The organism is Pseudomonas syringae pv. cilantro (assembly GCF_001293775.1).
Taxonomy (GTDB): Bacteria; Pseudomonadota; Gammaproteobacteria; order Pseudomonadales; family Pseudomonadaceae; genus Aquipseudomonas; species Aquipseudomonas syringae_P.
Map to the genome: position 1 here is coordinate 401,515 of NZ_LGLN01000033.1, position 16,870 is coordinate 418,384.

14 protein-coding genes are annotated in these 16,870 nt (G+C 60.1%); 9 read left to right on the forward strand and 5 right to left on the reverse strand.

The window, feature by feature from the left end:
• Positions 1-41: 41 nt before the first annotated feature.
• The 7 genes from ABJ99_RS08770 to ABJ99_RS08800 all read left to right on the forward strand — a co-directional run bounded on the left by ABJ99_RS08770 (position 42) and on the right by ABJ99_RS08800 (position 7,839).
• Positions 42-575 (forward strand): DUF2059 domain-containing protein, encoded by a 534-nt coding sequence (locus ABJ99_RS08770; RefSeq protein WP_007251461.1) that lies wholly within the window; start codon positions 42-44, stop codon positions 573-575.
• Between the two features lie 15 nt (positions 576-590).
• Positions 591-884 carry a BolA family protein gene (locus tag ABJ99_RS08775; protein WP_054085488.1) on the forward strand — a complete coding sequence of 98 codons (294 nt, stop codon included), beginning with the start codon at positions 591-593 and terminating at the stop codon, positions 882-884.
• Between the two features lie 189 nt (positions 885-1,073).
• Positions 1,074-2,012 (forward strand): oxygen-dependent tRNA uridine(34) hydroxylase TrhO, encoded by a 939-nt coding sequence (gene trhO, locus ABJ99_RS08780; protein ID WP_042913738.1) that lies wholly within the window; start codon positions 1,074-1,076, stop codon positions 2,010-2,012.
• Positions 2,013-2,015: 3 nt separating this feature from the next.
• Complete coding sequence (locus ABJ99_RS08785; protein ID WP_054085489.1) at positions 2,016-2,648, forward strand: DsbA family protein; 633 nt, start codon at positions 2,016-2,018, stop codon at positions 2,646-2,648.
• Positions 2,641-4,458 (forward strand): ABC transporter ATP-binding protein, encoded by a 1,818-nt coding sequence (locus tag ABJ99_RS08790; RefSeq protein WP_054085783.1) that lies wholly within the window; start codon positions 2,641-2,643, stop codon positions 4,456-4,458. The genes ABJ99_RS08785 and ABJ99_RS08790 overlap by 8 nt, the downstream gene beginning before the upstream one ends.
• A 106-nt stretch (positions 4,459-4,564) precedes the next feature.
• Entirely contained in the window at positions 4,565-7,021 is a 2,457-nt protein-coding gene (locus tag ABJ99_RS08795) for an EAL domain-containing protein (protein ID WP_054085490.1), read from the forward strand.
• 65 nt (positions 7,022-7,086) lie between these two features.
• Positions 7,087-7,839: a TenA family transcriptional regulator gene (locus tag ABJ99_RS08800; protein ID WP_375232733.1), complete on the forward strand. Its 753-nt coding sequence runs from the start codon at positions 7,087-7,089 to the stop codon at positions 7,837-7,839.
• A gap of 25 nt (positions 7,840-7,864) precedes the next feature.
• Here ABJ99_RS08800 and ABJ99_RS08805 read toward each other — a convergent pair whose 3' ends face one another.
• The 5 genes from ABJ99_RS08805 to ABJ99_RS08825 all read right to left on the reverse strand — a co-directional run bounded on the left by ABJ99_RS08805 (position 7,865) and on the right by ABJ99_RS08825 (position 12,536).
• Complete coding sequence (locus tag ABJ99_RS08805) at positions 7,865-8,791, reverse strand: GGDEF domain-containing protein (protein ID WP_054085492.1); 927 nt, start codon at positions 8,789-8,791, stop codon at positions 7,865-7,867.
• Positions 8,792-8,981: 190 nt separating this feature from the next.
• Entirely contained in the window at positions 8,982-9,722 is a 741-nt protein-coding gene (locus ABJ99_RS08810; protein WP_054085784.1) for a YciK family oxidoreductase, read from the reverse strand.
• A 26-nt stretch (positions 9,723-9,748) separates the two neighbouring features.
• The gene (mupP, locus tag ABJ99_RS08815) at positions 9,749-10,420 is read right to left on the reverse strand and encodes an N-acetylmuramic acid 6-phosphate phosphatase MupP (protein ID WP_054085493.1); all 672 of its coding nucleotides are present in this window, start codon (positions 10,418-10,420) and stop codon (positions 9,749-9,751) included.
• A 3-nt stretch (positions 10,421-10,423) separates the two neighbouring features.
• Positions 10,424-11,122, reverse strand: a complete 699-nt coding sequence (ubiG, locus tag ABJ99_RS08820) for a bifunctional 2-polyprenyl-6-hydroxyphenol methylase/3-demethylubiquinol 3-O-methyltransferase UbiG (protein ID WP_024675842.1) — start codon at positions 11,120-11,122, stop codon at positions 10,424-10,426.
• Positions 11,123-11,204: 82 nt separating this feature from the next.
• Entirely contained in the window at positions 11,205-12,536 is a 1,332-nt protein-coding gene (locus tag ABJ99_RS08825; RefSeq protein WP_054085494.1) for a TRZ/ATZ family hydrolase, read from the reverse strand.
• A 120-nt stretch (positions 12,537-12,656) separates the two neighbouring features.
• Here ABJ99_RS08825 and mtnA point away from each other — a divergent pair, with 120 nt between their 5' ends.
• Both mtnA and gyrA read left to right on the forward strand, forming a co-directional pair.
• Positions 12,657-13,733: an S-methyl-5-thioribose-1-phosphate isomerase gene (gene mtnA, locus ABJ99_RS08830; protein ID WP_054085785.1), complete on the forward strand. Its 1,077-nt coding sequence runs from the start codon at positions 12,657-12,659 to the stop codon at positions 13,731-13,733.
• Positions 13,734-14,035: 302 nt separating this feature from the next.
• Entirely contained in the window at positions 14,036-16,822 is a 2,787-nt protein-coding gene (gene gyrA / locus ABJ99_RS08835) for a DNA gyrase subunit A (RefSeq protein ID WP_054085495.1), read from the forward strand.
• Positions 16,823-16,870: the final 48 nt, after the last annotated feature.

The window sequence follows — 16,870 nt, forward strand, 5'->3', positions numbered from 1 at the left end:
GGCCCTGGGGTAAAGCCTCGTTTGCAAGATAAGGAAACTCGATGACCCGTCTTCGTGCCATCTGTACCGCGGTAGCCCTGGTCTGTGCCAGCGGTCAGGTCTTCGCCGACACCGCCAGTCACAACGCGAGCGCCGAAACGTTCCTGAAGCTCGCCAACGCCGATCGCCTGGGCGCTCCGGTCTATGCGCAGGTTCAGCAGATGTTCGCTCAGCGTTTCGCTGAAACCAAGGCGCCTGCATCGAAAAAGGCTCTGCTTGAAACCTATCAGGCCAAGGCCAACACTGCTCTGGACCAGGCCATTGGCTGGAACAAGCTCAAGCCTGAAATGGTCAAGCTCTACACCGCCAATTTCACCGAAAGCGAGCTGAAGGACCTGGTTGCGTTCTACCAGTCGCCACTGGGCAAGAAAGTGATGACCAAGATGCCTGAGCTCGCTCAGCAATCTGCTCAGCTGACCCAGAGCAAACTGGAAAGCGCCGTGCCTGTCGTCAACAAGCTGCTGGCTGACATGACGGCCGAGCTGGAACCTGCCAAGGCCGCCGCACCTGCTGCTGCCCCGGCCAAGAAGCCCTGATCGGCGAGTCATACCATGACCATGCAAAAACGAATCGAGTCGGCACTCGCGCTGCTGCAACCGCACCATCTGCAAGTGCTCGACGAGAGCCACATGCACAGCCGGGGCGAGCAGACGCACTACAAAGCGATTCTGGTCAGTGACCAGTTTCAGGGCCTCAATTCGGTCAAACGGCACCAGAAGGTTTATGCCACGCTGGGCGGTCTGATGGGCGAATTTCATGCTTTGGCACTGCACACCTACACCCCGGAAGAGTGGGCGAAGACCAGTGCAGCGCCGGCGTCACCCACCTGTGCCGGTGGCCACTGACGGGCACGCGTGGTGATCTTGCCCCTTTTGCAGGGGCATTATTTGCTGCGCTGACCCGCCTGTACCCGTTTGGTTTTTGCTAGAATCCGCACCGCGCCGCCTGGCCGGTGCGTTTTTTTTGTCCGGAATTTTTGCCCGGTAGGCCCTTTGCGAGGGTCGCCACTGGAGAGATGCATGACTCAAGAGCCGATGACTCAGCCGATCGTCGTAGCTGCGCTATACAAGTTCGTCACCCTCAGCGATTACGTAGCCCTGCGCGAGCCGCTGTTGCAGGCGATGGTCGATAACGGTATCAAGGGCACGTTGTTGATTGCCGAAGAAGGTATCAACGGTACGGTGTCCGGCAGCCGCGAAGGCATCGATGGCCTGATGGCCTGGCTGAAGAACGATCCGCGCCTGATCGACATCGATCACAAGGAATCCTACTGCGACGAGCAGCCGTTCTACCGCACCAAGGTCAAGCTCAAGAAGGAAATCGTGACCCTGGGTGTCGAGGGCGTTGATCCGAACAAGAACGTGGGGACCTACGTCGAGCCGAAAGACTGGAACGACCTGATCACCGACCCTGAAGTGCTGTTGATCGACACGCGTAACGATTACGAAGTGTCCATCGGCACCTTCGAAGGCGCAATCGATCCCAAGACCACGTCGTTCCGTGAGTTTCCGGACTACATCAAGGCGCATTTCGACCCGGCGGTGCACAAGAAAGTCGCCATGTTCTGCACCGGTGGCATTCGTTGCGAGAAAGCCTCGAGCTACATGCTTGGCGAGGGCTTCGAAGAGGTCTACCACCTCAAGGGCGGGATTCTCAAGTACCTGGAAGAAGTGCCTGAGCAGGAAAGCCAGTGGCGGGGCGAGTGTTTCGTGTTCGACAACCGGGTGACAGTGCGTCACGATCTGACCGAAGGTGATTACGATCAGTGTCACGCCTGCCGCACGCCGATCAGCGCCGAAGACCGCGCCAGTGAGCACTATTCGCCGGGTATCAGTTGCCCGTATTGCTGGGACTCGCTGAGCGAGAAGACCCGCCGCAGCGCCATCGACCGGCAAAAGCAGATCGAACTGGCCAAGGCTCGCAATCAGCCCCACCCTATCGGGCGCAACTATCGTCTGCCATCCGAGGCCTGAGCCATGTCCGCCCGCCTGATCTATGTCATGGACCCCATGTGTTCCTGGTGCTGGGGCTTCGCGCCGGTGGCCGATGCGCTGGTGCAGAAGGCTCGGGCGGCGGGCGTGCCTCTGCATCTGGTGATGGGCGGCTTGCGCTCCGGCACGGTAGCGCTGGAGCCCGCCAAGCGGCGTTACATTCTTGAGCACTGGCGTGCCGTTGAAGAGGCGACCGGCCAGCCTTTTCAGCATGAAGGCGCCTTGCCTGAAGGTTTCATCTACGACACCACGCCGGCCTGTCTGGCGGTCACTGCTGCACGCTATCTCGACCCGGACCGGGCCTGGGCGCTGGTCGGGCTGATTCAGCAGGCGTTCTACACCCAGGGGCGGGACGTGACGCTGCCTTCGCTGCTGGCCGAGCTGGCCGAACAGACAGGCCTGTCGCGGCAGGCCTTTGCCGATGCGTTTGAAAGTCGTGAGCAGCAGGCGGCGACCGCGGCTGACTTCACCTGGGCGCAGGACCTGGGCATCGCCGGGTTCCCGACCCTGCTCGCCGAACGCAACGGTCAACTGGCACTGCTGACCAACGGTTATCAGCCGCTTGGCGACCTTTCGCCCTTGTTGGGGCGCTGGCTCGAGCGTGCTGCCAGTGAGTGAAACTTCGTCTGACGGGGCCTCGTCCAGTCGCACCGATGCACTGAGCTGGGCCGAGATCCGGCGCCTGGCGTTGCGCCACAAAAAGTCGCTGTGGCTGGCCAACGGTGTGGCGGTTCTGGCGACGCTGTGCAGCGTGCCGATTCCGTTGCTGCTGCCGTTGCTGGTTGACGAGGTGCTGCTGGGGCGCGGCGATGCGGCGCTGAAAGTCATGGATCACCTGCTGCCTGACAGCCTGCAAAAGGCTGTCGGTTACATCGGCCTGATGCTGGTGCTGACCCTGCTGCTGCGTGTCGGGGCGCTGGTGTTCAACGTGTTGCAGGCGAGGTTATTCGCCGGTCTGGCCAAGGACATCGTTTATCGTATCCGGCTGCGCTTGATCGAGCGCCTCAAGCGCATTTCTCTGCGCGAATATGAAAGCCTGGGCAGCGGCACGGTGACCACCCATCTGGTCACCGACCTCGACACGCTGGACAGGTTTGTCGGCGAAACCCTCAGCCGCCTGCTGGTCGCCACGCTGACTCTGGCCGGCACTGCGGGCATTCTGATGTGGATGCACTGGAAGCTTGCGCTGCTGATCATGCTGTTCAACCCGCTGGTGATTCTGCTCACTGTGAAGCTCGGCAAGCGGGTCAAGCACCTGAAGAAGCTGGAGAACGACAGCACATCGCGCTTCACCCAGGCGTTGAGCGAAACGCTGGAGGCGATTCAGGAAGTGCGCGCGGGCAATCGGCAGGGCTTTTTCCTCGGTCGCCTGGGGTTGCGAGCGCAGGAAGTGCGCGATTACGCGATCAACTCGCAATGGAAAAGCGACGCGTCCGGGCGGGCCAGCGGGCTGCTGTTTCAGTTCGGTATCGATATCTTTCGCGCGGCGGCAATGCTTACCGTACTGTTCTCGGACTTGTCCATCGGCCAGATGCTGGCGGTGTTCAGTTACCTGTGGTTCATGATGACGCCGGTTGAGCAATTGCTGAATCTGCAATACGCCTACTACGCGGCGGGCGGTGCATTGACACGTATCAACGAGCTGCTGGCGCGGGCTGACGAGCCGCAGTATGCGGGCGGCACTGACCCGTTCGCAGGGCAGGAGACGGTCGGTATCGAAGTGCGCGGCTTGAGTTTCGGCTACGGCGATGACCTGGTGCTGGATCAACTGAACCTGAACATCGCGCCGGGCGAAAAGGTCGCAATTGTCGGTGCCAGCGGCGGCGGTAAAAGCACACTTGTGCAACTGCTGCTCGGGCTGTACACCGCCCGCACCGGGGTCATTCGCTTTGGCGGGGTCAGTCAGCAGGATATCGGCCTGGAGACCGTTCGCGAGAACGTCGCCGTGGTGCTGCAGCATCCGGCGCTATTCAACGATACCGTGCGCGCCAACCTGACCATGGGCCGTGATTGCACGGATGAGGCTTGCTGGCGGGCGCTCGACGTCGCACAGCTGGAATCGGCTATTCGAGAGATGCCCAAGGGCCTGGACAGCGTACTCGGGCGTTCCGGCGTGCGCCTGTCGGGCGGCCAGCGCCAACGTTTGGCGATCGCGCGCATGGTGTTGTCCGATCCGAGAGTGGTGATTCTCGACGAGGCAACGTCTGCGCTGGATGCGGCGACCGAATACAACCTGCATCAGGCGCTGGCGAGGTTTCTGCGCAGCCGCACGACGCTGATCATTGCGCATCGTCTGTCTGCCGTTAAACAGGCTGACCGCGTACTGGTCTTCGACGGTGGGCGTATCGTCGAAGACGGCGACCATCAGCAGTTGATTGCCGATGGAGGTCTGTATGCAAAACTGTACGGGCATCTGCAGCAAATCTGATGGGCAAACGCTCGCGCTCATTTCCGGGAGATTCAACTGCCATCATGGCTGAATTTAGCCTAGTCTCTGCGCTAGACGTTTATTCAGGCACGTTGACTTGAAACCCATGAAGCAAGCATGGACCTTCACCAGGCCCCGTCTACTGGGCATCGTATGGCCTTTCATTGCAGTCGCGCTGTTCCAGGCGTTGCTGGGCTGCGTCAGCCTCTACACGATGTCAGCTGTGCGCAGCTACGCAGTGGGCGAAAGTCTCTGGTCCAAGGGCCAGAAAGACGCCATTCATTACCTGAGTCTGTACGCCAACTGGCACGACGAACGTGATTACCTGAAGTATCAGAGCGCCTTTGCCGTGCCGCAGGGTGGCCATGCCTTGCGTGAAGCGCTGGATCGGCCCAAGCCCTCGTTAGCCGATGCGCGGGCTGGGATCATTCAGGGTGGCAATCATCCGGATGACGTGAATGGCGTCATCTGGATGTACCTGAATTTTCGTGATTTCAGCTTCATGAAGCAGGCCATTCACTTCTGGGCCGTGGGTGACGGCTACCTCATGCAGCTCGATGAACTGGCCCGGCAGATTCATGCCCGCGTCACGGAAGGCAATGTCAGCCCCGCCGAGATCGCCAGGTGGCGGGTGCAGATCAACGACATCAACGAAAGCGTCACGCCCGCCGCCCGCGCATTCAGCGATGCGCTGGGTGAAGGGTCACGCGTCATTCTGAAATTGCTGGTGGCGGTCAATCTGATCACTGCCGTGCTGCTGATTCTGCTGGCGTTGCTGCGCGTACGTCGACTGATTGCTCAGCGAAGACTGTTCGCCGACGCGCTGGTGCTGGAAAAAGAGCGCGCGCAGATCACCCTCGAGTCGATTGGCGACGGGGTCATCAGCACCGACATGGCCGGTACCATCGTCTACATGAACCCGGCGGCAGAAGGGCTGACCCACTGGCAAAGCGCGCAGGCATGCGGGTTGCCGCTGGCCGCATTGTTCAATCTGGTGGATGAGAACGATCAGCGCGACAGTGCGACGCTGATCGACCAGATACTCGCCGGTAAACTCAAGGGCGGCAGCGCCAACAGCAAACTGATCCAGCGACTCGACGGCAGCACGGTGTCGGTCGCGCTGGTCGGCACGCCGATCTACGCGGACGACATGGTCAGTGGTGCGGTGCTCGTGTTGCACGATATGACCCAGGAACATCAGTACATTGCCGAACTTTCCTGGCAGGCAGCCCATGACCCGTTGACCGGGCTGGTGAACCGCAGCGAGTTCGAGCGTCGTCTGCAACTGGTCCTCGACGATGTCGGGACAGGCAGCCATTGCCTGATGTTTCTCGATCTCGACCAATTCAAGCTGGTCAACGATACCGGCGGTCACGCTGCCGGTGACGAACTGTTGGGCAAGCTGTGCAAAGCGCTCCCGCAGGGATTGCGTGAAGGCGACACGCTGGCCCGTCTGGGGGGCGACGAGTTTGGCGTGTTGTTGGTCGATTGCCCGCCGAATACGGCTCACGACATCGCCGAGGTCTTGCGTCAGATTGTGCAGAGTCTGCATTTCATGTGGAAAGGTCGACCATTCATGACTACTGTCAGTATCGGTCTTGTCCATTTGGATGAAGACTCCGCCACGCTGGAATCCTCGCTGTCAGCGGCTGATATGGCCTGCTACATGGCCAAGGAGAAGGGTCGCAACCGGGTTCAGGTCTACAGTATCGATGACCTGACGCTGTCGATACGCTTTGGCGAAATGGCCTGGATACAGCGTTTGCGCATGGCCATCGAGGAAAATCGCTTTTGTCTGTACGCACAGGAAATCGCGTCGATCAAGGAATCCGGCGACGGAGTCCGGCATATTGAAATTCTTCTGCGGCTGCGGGACGAGTCGGGAAGGATGGTGGCTCCGGACAGTTTCATTCCGGCGGCCGAGCGTTATGGCCTGATGAGTACGCTGGATCGCTGGGTGGTGCGCAATGTATTCAAAATCATCGCCGAATGCACAAGCGATGACCGTCACAAGGCACCGCAAGCCCTGTGTGCAATCAATCTGTCCGGTACCAGCATCGGTGACGATACTTTTCTCGAATACCTGAAACTGCAATTCGCTACCTACAATATCGCGCCCGACATGATCTGCTTTGAAATCACTGAGACCAGTGCTATTGCCGATCTGGGAAGTGCGATTCGATTCATCAACGAGTTGAAAGCGCTGGGCTGTCTGTTTTCTCTGGACGATTTCTGCTCCGGGATGTCTTCTTTTGCGTACCTGAAGCATCTTCCAGTGGACTTTTTGAAAATCGATGGCAGTTTTGTAAAGGATATGCTCGACAATCCGATCAACCGGGCGATGGTTGAGGTCATTAATAACATCGGCCATGTCATGGGCAAGCTCACGATTGCCGAGTTCGTTGAAACGCCGCAGATCGAATCCGCATTGCAGGAAATGGGCGTGGATTTTGCACAAGGCTATCTGATCGGACGCCCCGAGCTGTTTACGTGTGAAAGTCTGTACATTGAGCCCGTACGCCCTGATCCCTTGATGTTCGGCGCGCCAGGAACGCTACGTTAAACCAGTCGCAAACTTTTATAAGGAGCTACACAGTGATCGACACTTTCGAAAGAACCGGTCCGCTCATGGAAGCCAGTAGTTATCCCGTCTGGGCACAGCAGCTGATCAAGGATTGCAGCGCTGCCAAGGCGCGCGTGGTCGAACACGAGCTGTATCAGCAAATGCGTGATGCAACGCTCAGTCCCGTCATCATGCGCCAGTACCTGATCGGCGGCTGGCCGGTGGTCGAGCAATTTGCGGTGTACATGGCCAAAAACCTGACCAAGACCCGTTTCGGTCGTCATCCCGGTGAAGACATGGCGCGCCGCTGGCTGATGCGTAATATCCGCGTCGAACTCAATCATGCCGACTACTGGGTGAACTGGTGCGCTGCCCATGGTGTAACCCTTGAAGACCTGCATGATCAGAAGGTTGCACCCGAGCTGCACGCGCTGAGCCACTGGTGCTGGCAGACCAGCTCTTCGGATTCGCTGGCAGTTGCCATGGCGGCAACCAACTACGCAATTGAAGGGGCGACAGGCGAGTGGTCGGCGGTGGTATGTTCGACTGGCGTCTATGCCGAGGCCTTTCCTGAAGAGGCCCGTAAGAAAGCCATGAAATGGCTCAAGATGCATGCCCAGTACGATGATGCGCACCCTTGGGAGGCGCTGGAAATCATCTGCACGCTGGTGGGCAGCAAGCCGAGCACGCAATTGCAGGCCGAGTTGCGTCAGGCGATCACCAAGAGCTACGACTATATGTATCTGTTTCTGGAACGCTGCATGCAACTGGAGAAGGTGAAGTCCCCTCGCGGTCGTGTGGCCGAAATGGAAGTCTGAGGACAGGCAGTGCAGAGAGGGCTGGCTAACTGGCCATGGCAAGTCGGTTGCGGCCCTGGCGCTTGGCGACATACAGAGCGTTGTCGGCGCGGCGCAACAGGCTGTCGGCGGTTTCCGTCGGCAACAGCGTCGAGCAGCCAAGGCTGACGGTCATGGTCAGGGCCGGGTCGAGTTCGCGAAATTCCAGACTGCGCACCGCCCGGCGCAGGCGTTCGCCGACCATCTGCGCCGCATCGGCGCTGGTGTTCGACAGAATGACCACGAATTCTTCTCCGCCATAGCGGAACACGCGGTCGATGTTGCGCAGCTGTGCTTTCAGGCTGTGCGCGACCGTTTTCAATACTTCATCACCTGTGTAATGCCCGTAGTCGTCGTTCACTCGCTTGAAGTGATCGATATCGAGCATCAGCAGCGACAACGGCTGCTTGTGGCGCCGCGAAATCTCGATTTCCCGGGCCAGATTCTGATCCATGGCAATGCGATTGCCGGTATTGGTCAGCGGGTCGCGAAGCGCACTCTGAGTAGCAATCCGGTACAACAGCGCATTGAGCAACGGGTACAGCAGGCATGCCAGCAGCGATTCCAGGTCACTCAACTGGCGGCTGTCGAAAGGCTGCGCGCTTTGAAACTCCACCTCGCCGATGCATTCGCCTTCATGGCGCAGGCGGAACCTTGCGCTGTCGGACGCGGTTTCTCCCAGACACAGGTGCAGGTCACTTTCAACATGACGATAGACCAGGCCGCTCAGGGGCATCAGCCGTTGCACGCCCTGAAAAAACAGCGTGAGTATCCGCTCTGCTTCCAGACTGGTCTGCAATTGGCGCCCGAGCTGGTGGACCAGCTCGGGCAGTGACGGGGGTGCAAGTGTGGCGTTGGGCCGATCTCGAAAACCGAGTCGCTGCAACTCAGCCGTATCGAAATCGATCGCATGGGTCTGGGTAGGAGAATTCATTTCATCGCTCCTCAGCACATATCGCTGGCTTGGCTGGGTTAGAGCGACATGCCGACCATTCGGTTCAGTGAGGCGAGCATATTAAAAATCAATGGCTTGGCAAACTCTGCCTGTCTGACAGCGCCAGTTTTCTGACCCGATCCGATCGGGTCTGCAATCCGGGACGACTGTCTTGCGAATGCACTGCAGCCTATTGAGCGTTCAACGCCTGCCCGTTGATGCCTTTGCTGTCCGGCCCCATCAGGTAAAGGTAGACCGGCATGATCTCCTCAGGAGTCGGATTGTTCAGCGGGTTTTCGTCTGGATAGGCTAATGCGCGCATGTCAGTGCGGGTCGCGCCGGGGTTGATGCTGTTGGCGCGAACCGTGGTGACGTCCTGCAGTTCGTCTGCCAGGGTTTGCATCAGCCCTTCAGTGGCAAATTTCGATACGCCGTAGGCGCCCCATTGCGCACGACCCTTGCGGCCTACACTGCTGGAGGTGAAGGCTATCGAGGCGTCGGCCGAGCGTTTGAGCAACGGCAGCAGCGCGTGGGTCAGCATAAAGGTGGCATTGACGTTGATGTGCATGACCTGCATGAAGTCTTCACCGGACAATTGCTCCAGCGGCGTGCGCGGGCCAATGATCGATGCGTTGTGCAGCAGGCCGTCAAGCCGACCGAATTCACTGTCGATCAGGGTTGCCAGCTCGTCATACCGAGCCGGCCCGGCGCTTTCCAGGTCGAACGGAATGATCTTTGGTTGCGGCTGGCCGGCGGCCAGGATCTGATCCCGGACCCGGGCGAGATTGGCTTCGGTCTTGCCCAGCAGCAAGACGGTTGCACCCAGAGCAGCGTAGTTTCTGGCCGCTGCAGCACCGATGCCACGACCGGCGCCGGTCACCAGAATGATCCGGTCTGCGAGCAGGCCGGGGCGGGCGGAATAATCAAACATTTCAGGCCTCAACTTAGGGGGGCTGCTCAGCAGCTGCACAGCGCGTTATCCAGCACCTTGCGCAGTTCCAGCGGATGATCGACCACCACGTCGGCACCCCAGTGATCCGGGTTGTCATCGGGATGGATGTAGCCGTAACGCACGGCAGCGGTTTTGGTGCCTGCATCGCGCCCGGATTCGATATCACGCAGGTCGTCGCCGACGAACAGCACACTGGCCGGGTCGAGGTCGAGCAGCTTGCAGGCCAGAATCATCGGCTCAGGGTGCGGTTTGCTATGCGTGACGTGATCCGGGCAGATCAACACCGCCGAACGCTCGGAGAGTTTGAGTTGCTCCATGATCGGCTGGGCGAAGCGCACCGGCTTGTTGGTCACGACGCCCCAGATCAGCCCGGCTTTTTCGATATCGGCCAACAGCTCGGGCATGCCGTCGAACAGCCTGCTGTGGGTGGCGCAGTCACGCTGGTAGCGCTCCAGAAACTCCAGGCGCAAGGCCTCAAACTCCGGTGCTTCGGGCGCCAGGGCAAAAGCGGCGGCGACCATGGCTTTGGCGCCCCCCGAGATTTCGTCGCGAATCAGTTTGTCCGCCACTGCCGGAAGGCCGCGATCGGCCAGCATCGCCTGAGCAATGGCAATGAAGTCCGGCGCGGTGTCGAGCAGGGTGCCGTCCATGTCGAATAAGACCGCTCTCAAGCGCATGGCTTATGCCTCCCGCAGGGTCTGGATCATGTAGTTGACGCTTACGTCGGAGGCCAGCTTGTAATGCTTGGTCAGCGGGTTGTAGGTCAGGCCGATGATGTCCTTGACTTCAAGGCCCGCATCGCGGCTCCAGGCACCCAGTTCCGAGGGGCGAATGAATTTCTTGAAGTCATGGGTGCCGCGCGGCAGCAGGCCCAGAATGTATTCCGCGCCGATCACGGCAAACAGATAAGCCTTGGGGTTGCGGTTGATGGTCGAGAAAAATACCTGGCCCCCCGGCTTGACCATGCGGTAGCAGGCGCGAATCACCGAAGACGGGTCAGGCACGTGCTCGAGCATTTCCAGGCACGTCACCACGTCGAACTGCTCAGGCATTTCTTCAGCCATGTCCTCGGCGGTGATCTGTCGGTATTCGACGCTCACGCCGGACTCCAGCTGATGCAGTTGCGCCACAGCCAGCGGTGCCTCGCCCATGTCGATCCCGGTCACGGTTGCGCCACGCAGCGCCATCGCTTCACTGAGGATGCCGCCGCCGCAACCGACGTCCAGCACCTTTTTGCCTGCCAGATTGACGCGTTCGTCGATCCAGTTGACGCGCAGCGGGTTGATGTCATGCAGCGGCTTGAATTCGCTTTCGCGGTCCCACCAGCGATGGGCCAGGGCCTCGAATTTGGCGATTTCTGCGCGGTCGACGTTGCTCATGGGTGTCCCTCTTGAACTCGAAATTCGTTTCATCAGTCAGAATATAGATAAGCCTGACCGTCATGTGTTCGATCCGGCTGTGTTATTCAGCCTTGCCTGCAATGCGCCTGCCCCAGGCAATGGCGGTTTCGCACAGAGCCTGCTCGTCCATCCGGGTCAGGCGGCCGTGGTCAAGCAGCTGTTTGCCCGCGACCCAGACGTGGCTCACGCAATCGCGGCCGGTGGCATATATAAGCTGGGATACCGGGTCATAGATCGGTTGCTGGGCCAGCCTGGACAAGTCGAAAGCGACCATGTCGGCTGCCTTGCCGAGCTCCAGCGAGCCGGTTTCGTCCTGCATGCCAAGCGCCCGCGCGCCGTTCAGGGTGGCCATGCGCAAGGCCCGGTGGGCATCCAGCGCCGTGGCTGAACCGGCGACAGCCTTGGCGAGCAGGGCAGCGGTGCGGGTTTCGCCGAGCAGATCCAGATCGTTGTTGCTGGCCGCGCCGTCGGTGCCCACTGCAACGTTCACACCGGCCTGCCATAGTCGCTCGACCGGGCAGAAGCCACTGGCCAGTTTCAGGTTGGACTCGGGGCAATGGATCACGCTGGAGTTGCTTTCCACCAGCAGTTCCAGGTCGTCATCGCTGATTTGCGTCATGTGCACGGCCTGAAAGCGCGGGCCGAGCATGCCCAGGCGGTGCAGGCGGGCGAGGGGGCGCTCTTGGCGTTGCTCGACAGCCTGTTCGACTTCGAACGCGGTCTCGTGCACATGCATCTGGATCATGGCGTCCAGCTCATCGGCGATGACCCGGACTTTTTCCAGGTTGTCGTCACCGACGGTATAAGGCGCATGCGGGCCAAAGGCGATTTTGATGCGCGGGTGATGGGCGAGGTCGTTGAACAGCTCTATGCCGTTGTGCAGGGCTTCGTCCGTGGTGCGAGCGCCCGGAATCGGGAAGTCCAGCACGGGCACGGTGATCTGTGCGCGCATACCGCTGGCATGGACACGTTCGGCCGCGACCTTGGGGTAGAAATACATGTCCGAGAAACAGGTGATACCGCCCTTTAGCTGTTCGGCAATGGCCAGATCGGTGCCGTCACTCACGAAATCTTCATCCACCCATTTGCTTTCGGCAGGCCAGATATGGTCTTGCAGCCAGGTCATCAGCGGCAGATCATCGGCCAGGCCGCGAAACAGGGTCATCGCCGCGTGACCGTGGGCGTTGATCAGGCCGGGGCTGAGCAGCATGCCGGGCAGCTCCCGGACCTCTACCGCATTCTGCCGCAACGCCTCGGCCCGTGGACCGATATAGACGATGCAACCGTCGCGAATGCCGATGCCGTGGTCCTTGAATACCACGCCTGCGGGCTCGACCGGCACCAGCCAGGCGGGCAGGAGCAAAAGGTCAAGCGGTGGCGTGGCGTTCGGCATGAGAAGGTTTCCAGAGCTTATTACGTTGATGACGAAGTATACCCGAGCGTCTTCGCGGACGGCTCGCTATAATCAGCCGCTTTTGATGCTGAGTTTCGGATGTTCAAGATGGAGTTGGCGATGCGCGATCGACTGTTGGCTGCGGAGAAAGTAAAGGCCATCGATTGGCGAGACAGCACTCTCTACCTGCTGGATCAGCGGGTACTGCCGTTCGAGGAAATCTGGCACCCCTACACCACTGCGCAGGGTGTTGCCGAGGCCATTCGCACAATGGTGGTGCGGGGCGCGCCAGCCATTGGCATCAGCGCTGCCTATGGCGCGGTGCTCAGTGCGCGTGCGCGGATTGCCGAAGGCGGAGACTGGTACGCAGCACTGGAAGAAGATTTTCTGATGCTGACCGATTCGCGTCCGACCGCGGTCAATCTGGTCTGGGCGTTGAACCGCATGCGTGACCGTCTGCTGCGGGTCAAGGAAGGTGATGACCCGCTGGTCGCGCTGGAAGCCGAAGCCGTGGCAATCCATCTGAGTGACCGTGAAGCCAACCTGACCATGGCGCAGCTGGGTGCCGACCTGATCCGCAGGCATCAGGGCAATCTGCAGACCGTCCTGACCCATTGCAACACCGGTGCGCTCGCCACCGGCGGTTTCGGCACTGCGTTGGGGGTGATTCGCGCAGCGCATCTGGAAGGCATGATCGAACGTGTCTACGCCGATGAAACCCGCCCGTGGCTGCAGGGTTCGCGGCTGACCGCCTGGGAGCTGGCCAATGAAGGCATCCCGGTGACCCTCAATGCCGATTCCGCCGCCGCGCACCTGATGCGCACCAAAGGCATCACTTGGGTGATCGTCGGCGCCGATCGCATCACCGCCAATGGCGACGTGGCGAACAAGATCGGCACTTATCAGCTGGCGGTGGCAGCGATGCATCATGGTGTGCGCTTCATGGTCGTGGCGCCGAGTTCGACCATCGACATGGACATGGCCAGTGGCGATGATATTTTCATCGAGGAGCGCGACGGTCGCGAGCTGCTTGAAGTCGGCGGGCAGCGGGTCGGCGCGAACGTCGAGGCGTTCAATCCGGTGTTCGATGTGACGCCGGCGGACCTGATCGACGCAATCGTGACCGAGAAGGGCATCGTCGAGCGCCCCGACACCGCTCGAATGGCGCAATTGATGAGCCGTAAACATCTGCATTGAACGGTCTGGCGCACCGCTTGCTACTTGAGCAGAGCGCCTGCGCGGGCCTGTAAGCGTCTCTCAGGCGTCTTGTGCGCAGGTGGCTCGTTTTCAGCGCCTGCAAAGGATGTGAGCACCTCCGCGATTGTGGTAACATCCGGCGCTTTCCGGGGACACTGATAGTGGTCGCCCACCCTGCGTAGCTGCATGGCATAACTCGTTGATTTGTCGTAAGTCGCTGCCTGCAAATGCTGGCAGTGGCGAGCTTCGTGAATCCCGCATGGATTTATGAGGTTTCACCAGAAAAAGGAATCAGGCTTCTCATGGGCGAACTGGCCAAAGAAATCCTCCCGGTCAATATCGAAGACGAGCTGAAGCAGTCCTACCTCGACTACGCAATGAGCGTAATCGTCGGTCGAGCACTGCCCGATGCGCGCGACGGCTTGAAGCCCGTGCACCGGCGCGTGTTGTTCGCTATGAGCGAGCTGGGTAACGACTGGAACAAGCCGTACAAGAAATCCGCCCGTGTGGTTGGTGACGTGATCGGTAAGTATCACCCGCACGGCGACACGGCTGTGTACGACACCATCGTTCGTATGGCTCAGCCATTCTCGCTGCGCTACCTGCTGGTAGACGGCCAGGGCAACTTCGGTTCGGTCGACGGCGACAACGCTGCGGCGATGCGATACACCGAAGTGCGCATGACCAAGCTGGCCCACGAACTGCTGGCCGACCTGCATAAAGAAACCGTGGACTGGGTGCCGAACTACGACGGCACGGAAATGATCCCTGCGGTCATGCCGACCCGTATTCCCAACCTGCTGGTCAACGGTTCAAGTGGTATCGCCGTGGGCATGGCGACCAACATTCCGCCGCACAACCTCGGTGAAGTCATCGACGGTTGTCTGGCGCTGATCGACAACCCCGAGTTGACGATCGACGAACTGATGCAGTACATCCCCGGCCCGGACTTCCCGACAGCGGCGATCATCAACGGTCGCGCCGGTATCATCGAAGCCTACCGCACCGGGCGTGGACGCATTTACATGCGTGCCCGTTCCATCGTGGAAGATATCGACAAGGTGGGCGGTCGCCAGCAGATCGTCATTACCGAGCTGCCTTACCAGTTGAACAAGGCGCGTCTGATCGAGAAGATCGCCGAGCTGGTCAAGGAAAAGAAACTCGAAGGCATCACCGAGCTGCGCGATGAGTCCGACAAGGACGGCATGCGCGTGGTCATCGAGCTGCGTCGTGGCGAAGTGCCTGAGGTTGTTCTGAACAACCTTTACGCCCAGACCCAGCTGCAAAGCGTTTTCGGCATCAACATCGTTGCCCTGATCGACGGCCGTCCACGCATCCTGAACCTCAAGGATCTGCTGGAAGCGTTCGTCCGACACCGTCGTGAGGTGGTCACCCGTCGTACTGTGTTCGAACTGCGCAAGGCGCGTGAGCGTGGTCACATCCTTGAAGGTCAGGCGGTGGCGCTGTCCAACATCGACCCGGTCATCGCGCTGATCAAAGCTTCGCCGACACCTGCCGAAGCCAAGGAAGGGCTGATCAAGACGCCTTGGGAATCGAGCGCGGTGGTCGAGATGGTCGAGCGTGCCGGTGCCGATTCCTGCCGCCCGGAGAACCTCGATCCGCAATACGGTCTGCGTGATGGCAAGTATTTCCTGTCGCCTGAACAGGCCCAGGCCATTCTGGAACTGCGTCTGCATCGCCTGACCGGTCTGGAGCACGAAAAGCTGCTGGGCGAATATCAGGAAATCCTGACCCAGATCGGCGAACTGATCCGCATCCTGAACAGCGCCACGCGCCTGATGGAAGTGATCCGCGAAGAACTCGAACTGATCCGCTCCGAATACGGCGATGCCCGCCGTACCGAGATTCTCGATGCGCGTCTGGACCTGACCCTGGGTGATCTGATCACCGAAGAAGAGCGTGTCGTCACCATTTCCCATGGCGGTTACGCCAAGACCCAGCCACTGGCGGTCTACCAGGCGCAGCGCCGTGGCGGCAAGGGCAAGTCGGCCACCGGCATCAAAGATGAGGATTACATCGCTCACCTGCTGGTTGCCAACAGCCATACCACGCTGCTGATGTTCTCCAGCAATGGCAAGGTGTACTGGCTCAAGACCTACGAGATTCCGGAAGCGTCCCGCGCGGCCCGTGGTCGCCCGCTGGTCAACCTGCTGCCGTTGAGCGAAGGTGAATACATCACCACCATGCTGCCGGTCGACCTCGAAGCCATGCGCAAGCGTGCCGACGAAGAAGGCGAAGCCCTCGAAGGCGAGCTGGACGACGCAGAAAACAGCAGCGAGACCGAAGAAGAGCGCAAGGCGCGCATCAAGGCCGCTGACAAGAAGAAGGCTCCGTTCATCTTCATGTCCACGGCCAACGGTACCGTCAAGAAGACCCCGCTGGTGGCTTTCAGCCGTCAGCGTAGCGTCGGCCTGATCGCGCTGGAGCTGGACGAAGGCGACATCCTGATTTCCGCAGCCATCACCGATGGCGAGCAGGAAATCATGCTGTTCTCCGACGGCGGCAAGGTCACCCGCTTCAAGGAATCCGACGTTCGCGCCATGGGCCGTACCGCTCGCGGTGTGCGCGGCATGCGTCTGCCGGAAGGCCAGAAGCTGATTTCGATGCTGATCCCGGAAGAAGGCAGCCAGATTCTGACCGCGTCCGAGCGCGGTTATGGCAAGCGCACGGCGATTTCCGAGTTCCCCGAGTACAAGCGTGGCGGTCAGGGTGTTATAGCCATGGTCAGCAACGAGCGTAACGGCCGTCTGGTCGGTGCAGTTCAGGTGCTCGATGGCGAGGAAATCATGCTGATTTCCGACCAGGGCACGCTGGTTCGTACTCGCGTCGGCGAAGTCTCCAGCCTGGGCCGTAACACCCAGGGTGTGACCCTGATCAAGCTGGCCAGCGATGAGAAACTGGTCGGTCTGGAGCGCGTTCAGGAGCCATCGGAAGTCGAAGGCGAAGAGCTTGAGGGTGAAGAAGCTGTCGACGGTGTGATTGCCGACGTTGCCGACGCGCAGGCGGATGACGCAGGTGAAGATCTGCAGGCGGACGCGGCGCCGGACGAAGACGAACCTCAGAACTGAGTTGTAACGTAAATCAGGTAAGGGCTGGCTCGTCTGTGATTGCAACCG

What these genes read in the sequence shown, in the direction of transcription:
- gyrA (WP_054085495.1), top strand. Translation starts at nt 14,036, where the DNA reads ATGGGCGAACTGGCCAAAGAAATCCTCCCGGTCAATATCGAAGACGAG.
- ABJ99_RS08785 (WP_054085489.1), top strand. Translation starts at nt 2,016, where the DNA reads ATGTCCGCCCGCCTGATCTATGTCATGGACCCCATGTGTTCCTGGTGC.
- ABJ99_RS08805 (WP_054085492.1), bottom strand. Translation starts at nt 8,791, where the DNA reads ATGAATTCTCCTACCCAGACCCATGCGATCGATTTCGATACGGCTGAG.
- ABJ99_RS08795 (WP_054085490.1), top strand. Translation starts at nt 4,565, where the DNA reads ATGAAGCAAGCATGGACCTTCACCAGGCCCCGTCTACTGGGCATCGTA.
- ABJ99_RS08800 (WP_375232733.1), top strand. Translation starts at nt 7,087, where the DNA reads ATGGAAGCCAGTAGTTATCCCGTCTGGGCACAGCAGCTGATCAAGGAT.
- mupP (WP_054085493.1), bottom strand. Translation starts at nt 10,420, where the DNA reads ATGCGCTTGAGAGCGGTCTTATTCGACATGGACGGCACCCTGCTCGAC.
- ubiG (WP_024675842.1), bottom strand. Translation starts at nt 11,122, where the DNA reads ATGAGCAACGTCGACCGCGCAGAAATCGCCAAATTCGAGGCCCTGGCC.
- mtnA (WP_054085785.1), top strand. Translation starts at nt 12,657, where the DNA reads ATGCGCGATCGACTGTTGGCTGCGGAGAAAGTAAAGGCCATCGATTGG.
- trhO (WP_042913738.1), top strand. Translation starts at nt 1,074, where the DNA reads ATGACTCAGCCGATCGTCGTAGCTGCGCTATACAAGTTCGTCACCCTC.
- ABJ99_RS08770 (WP_007251461.1), top strand. Translation starts at nt 42, where the DNA reads ATGACCCGTCTTCGTGCCATCTGTACCGCGGTAGCCCTGGTCTGTGCC.
- ABJ99_RS08810 (WP_054085784.1), bottom strand. Translation starts at nt 9,722, where the DNA reads ATGTTTGATTATTCCGCCCGCCCCGGCCTGCTCGCAGACCGGATCATT.
- ABJ99_RS08825 (WP_054085494.1), bottom strand. Translation starts at nt 12,536, where the DNA reads ATGCCGAACGCCACGCCACCGCTTGACCTTTTGCTCCTGCCCGCCTGG.
- ABJ99_RS08775 (WP_054085488.1), top strand. Translation starts at nt 591, where the DNA reads ATGACCATGCAAAAACGAATCGAGTCGGCACTCGCGCTGCTGCAACCG.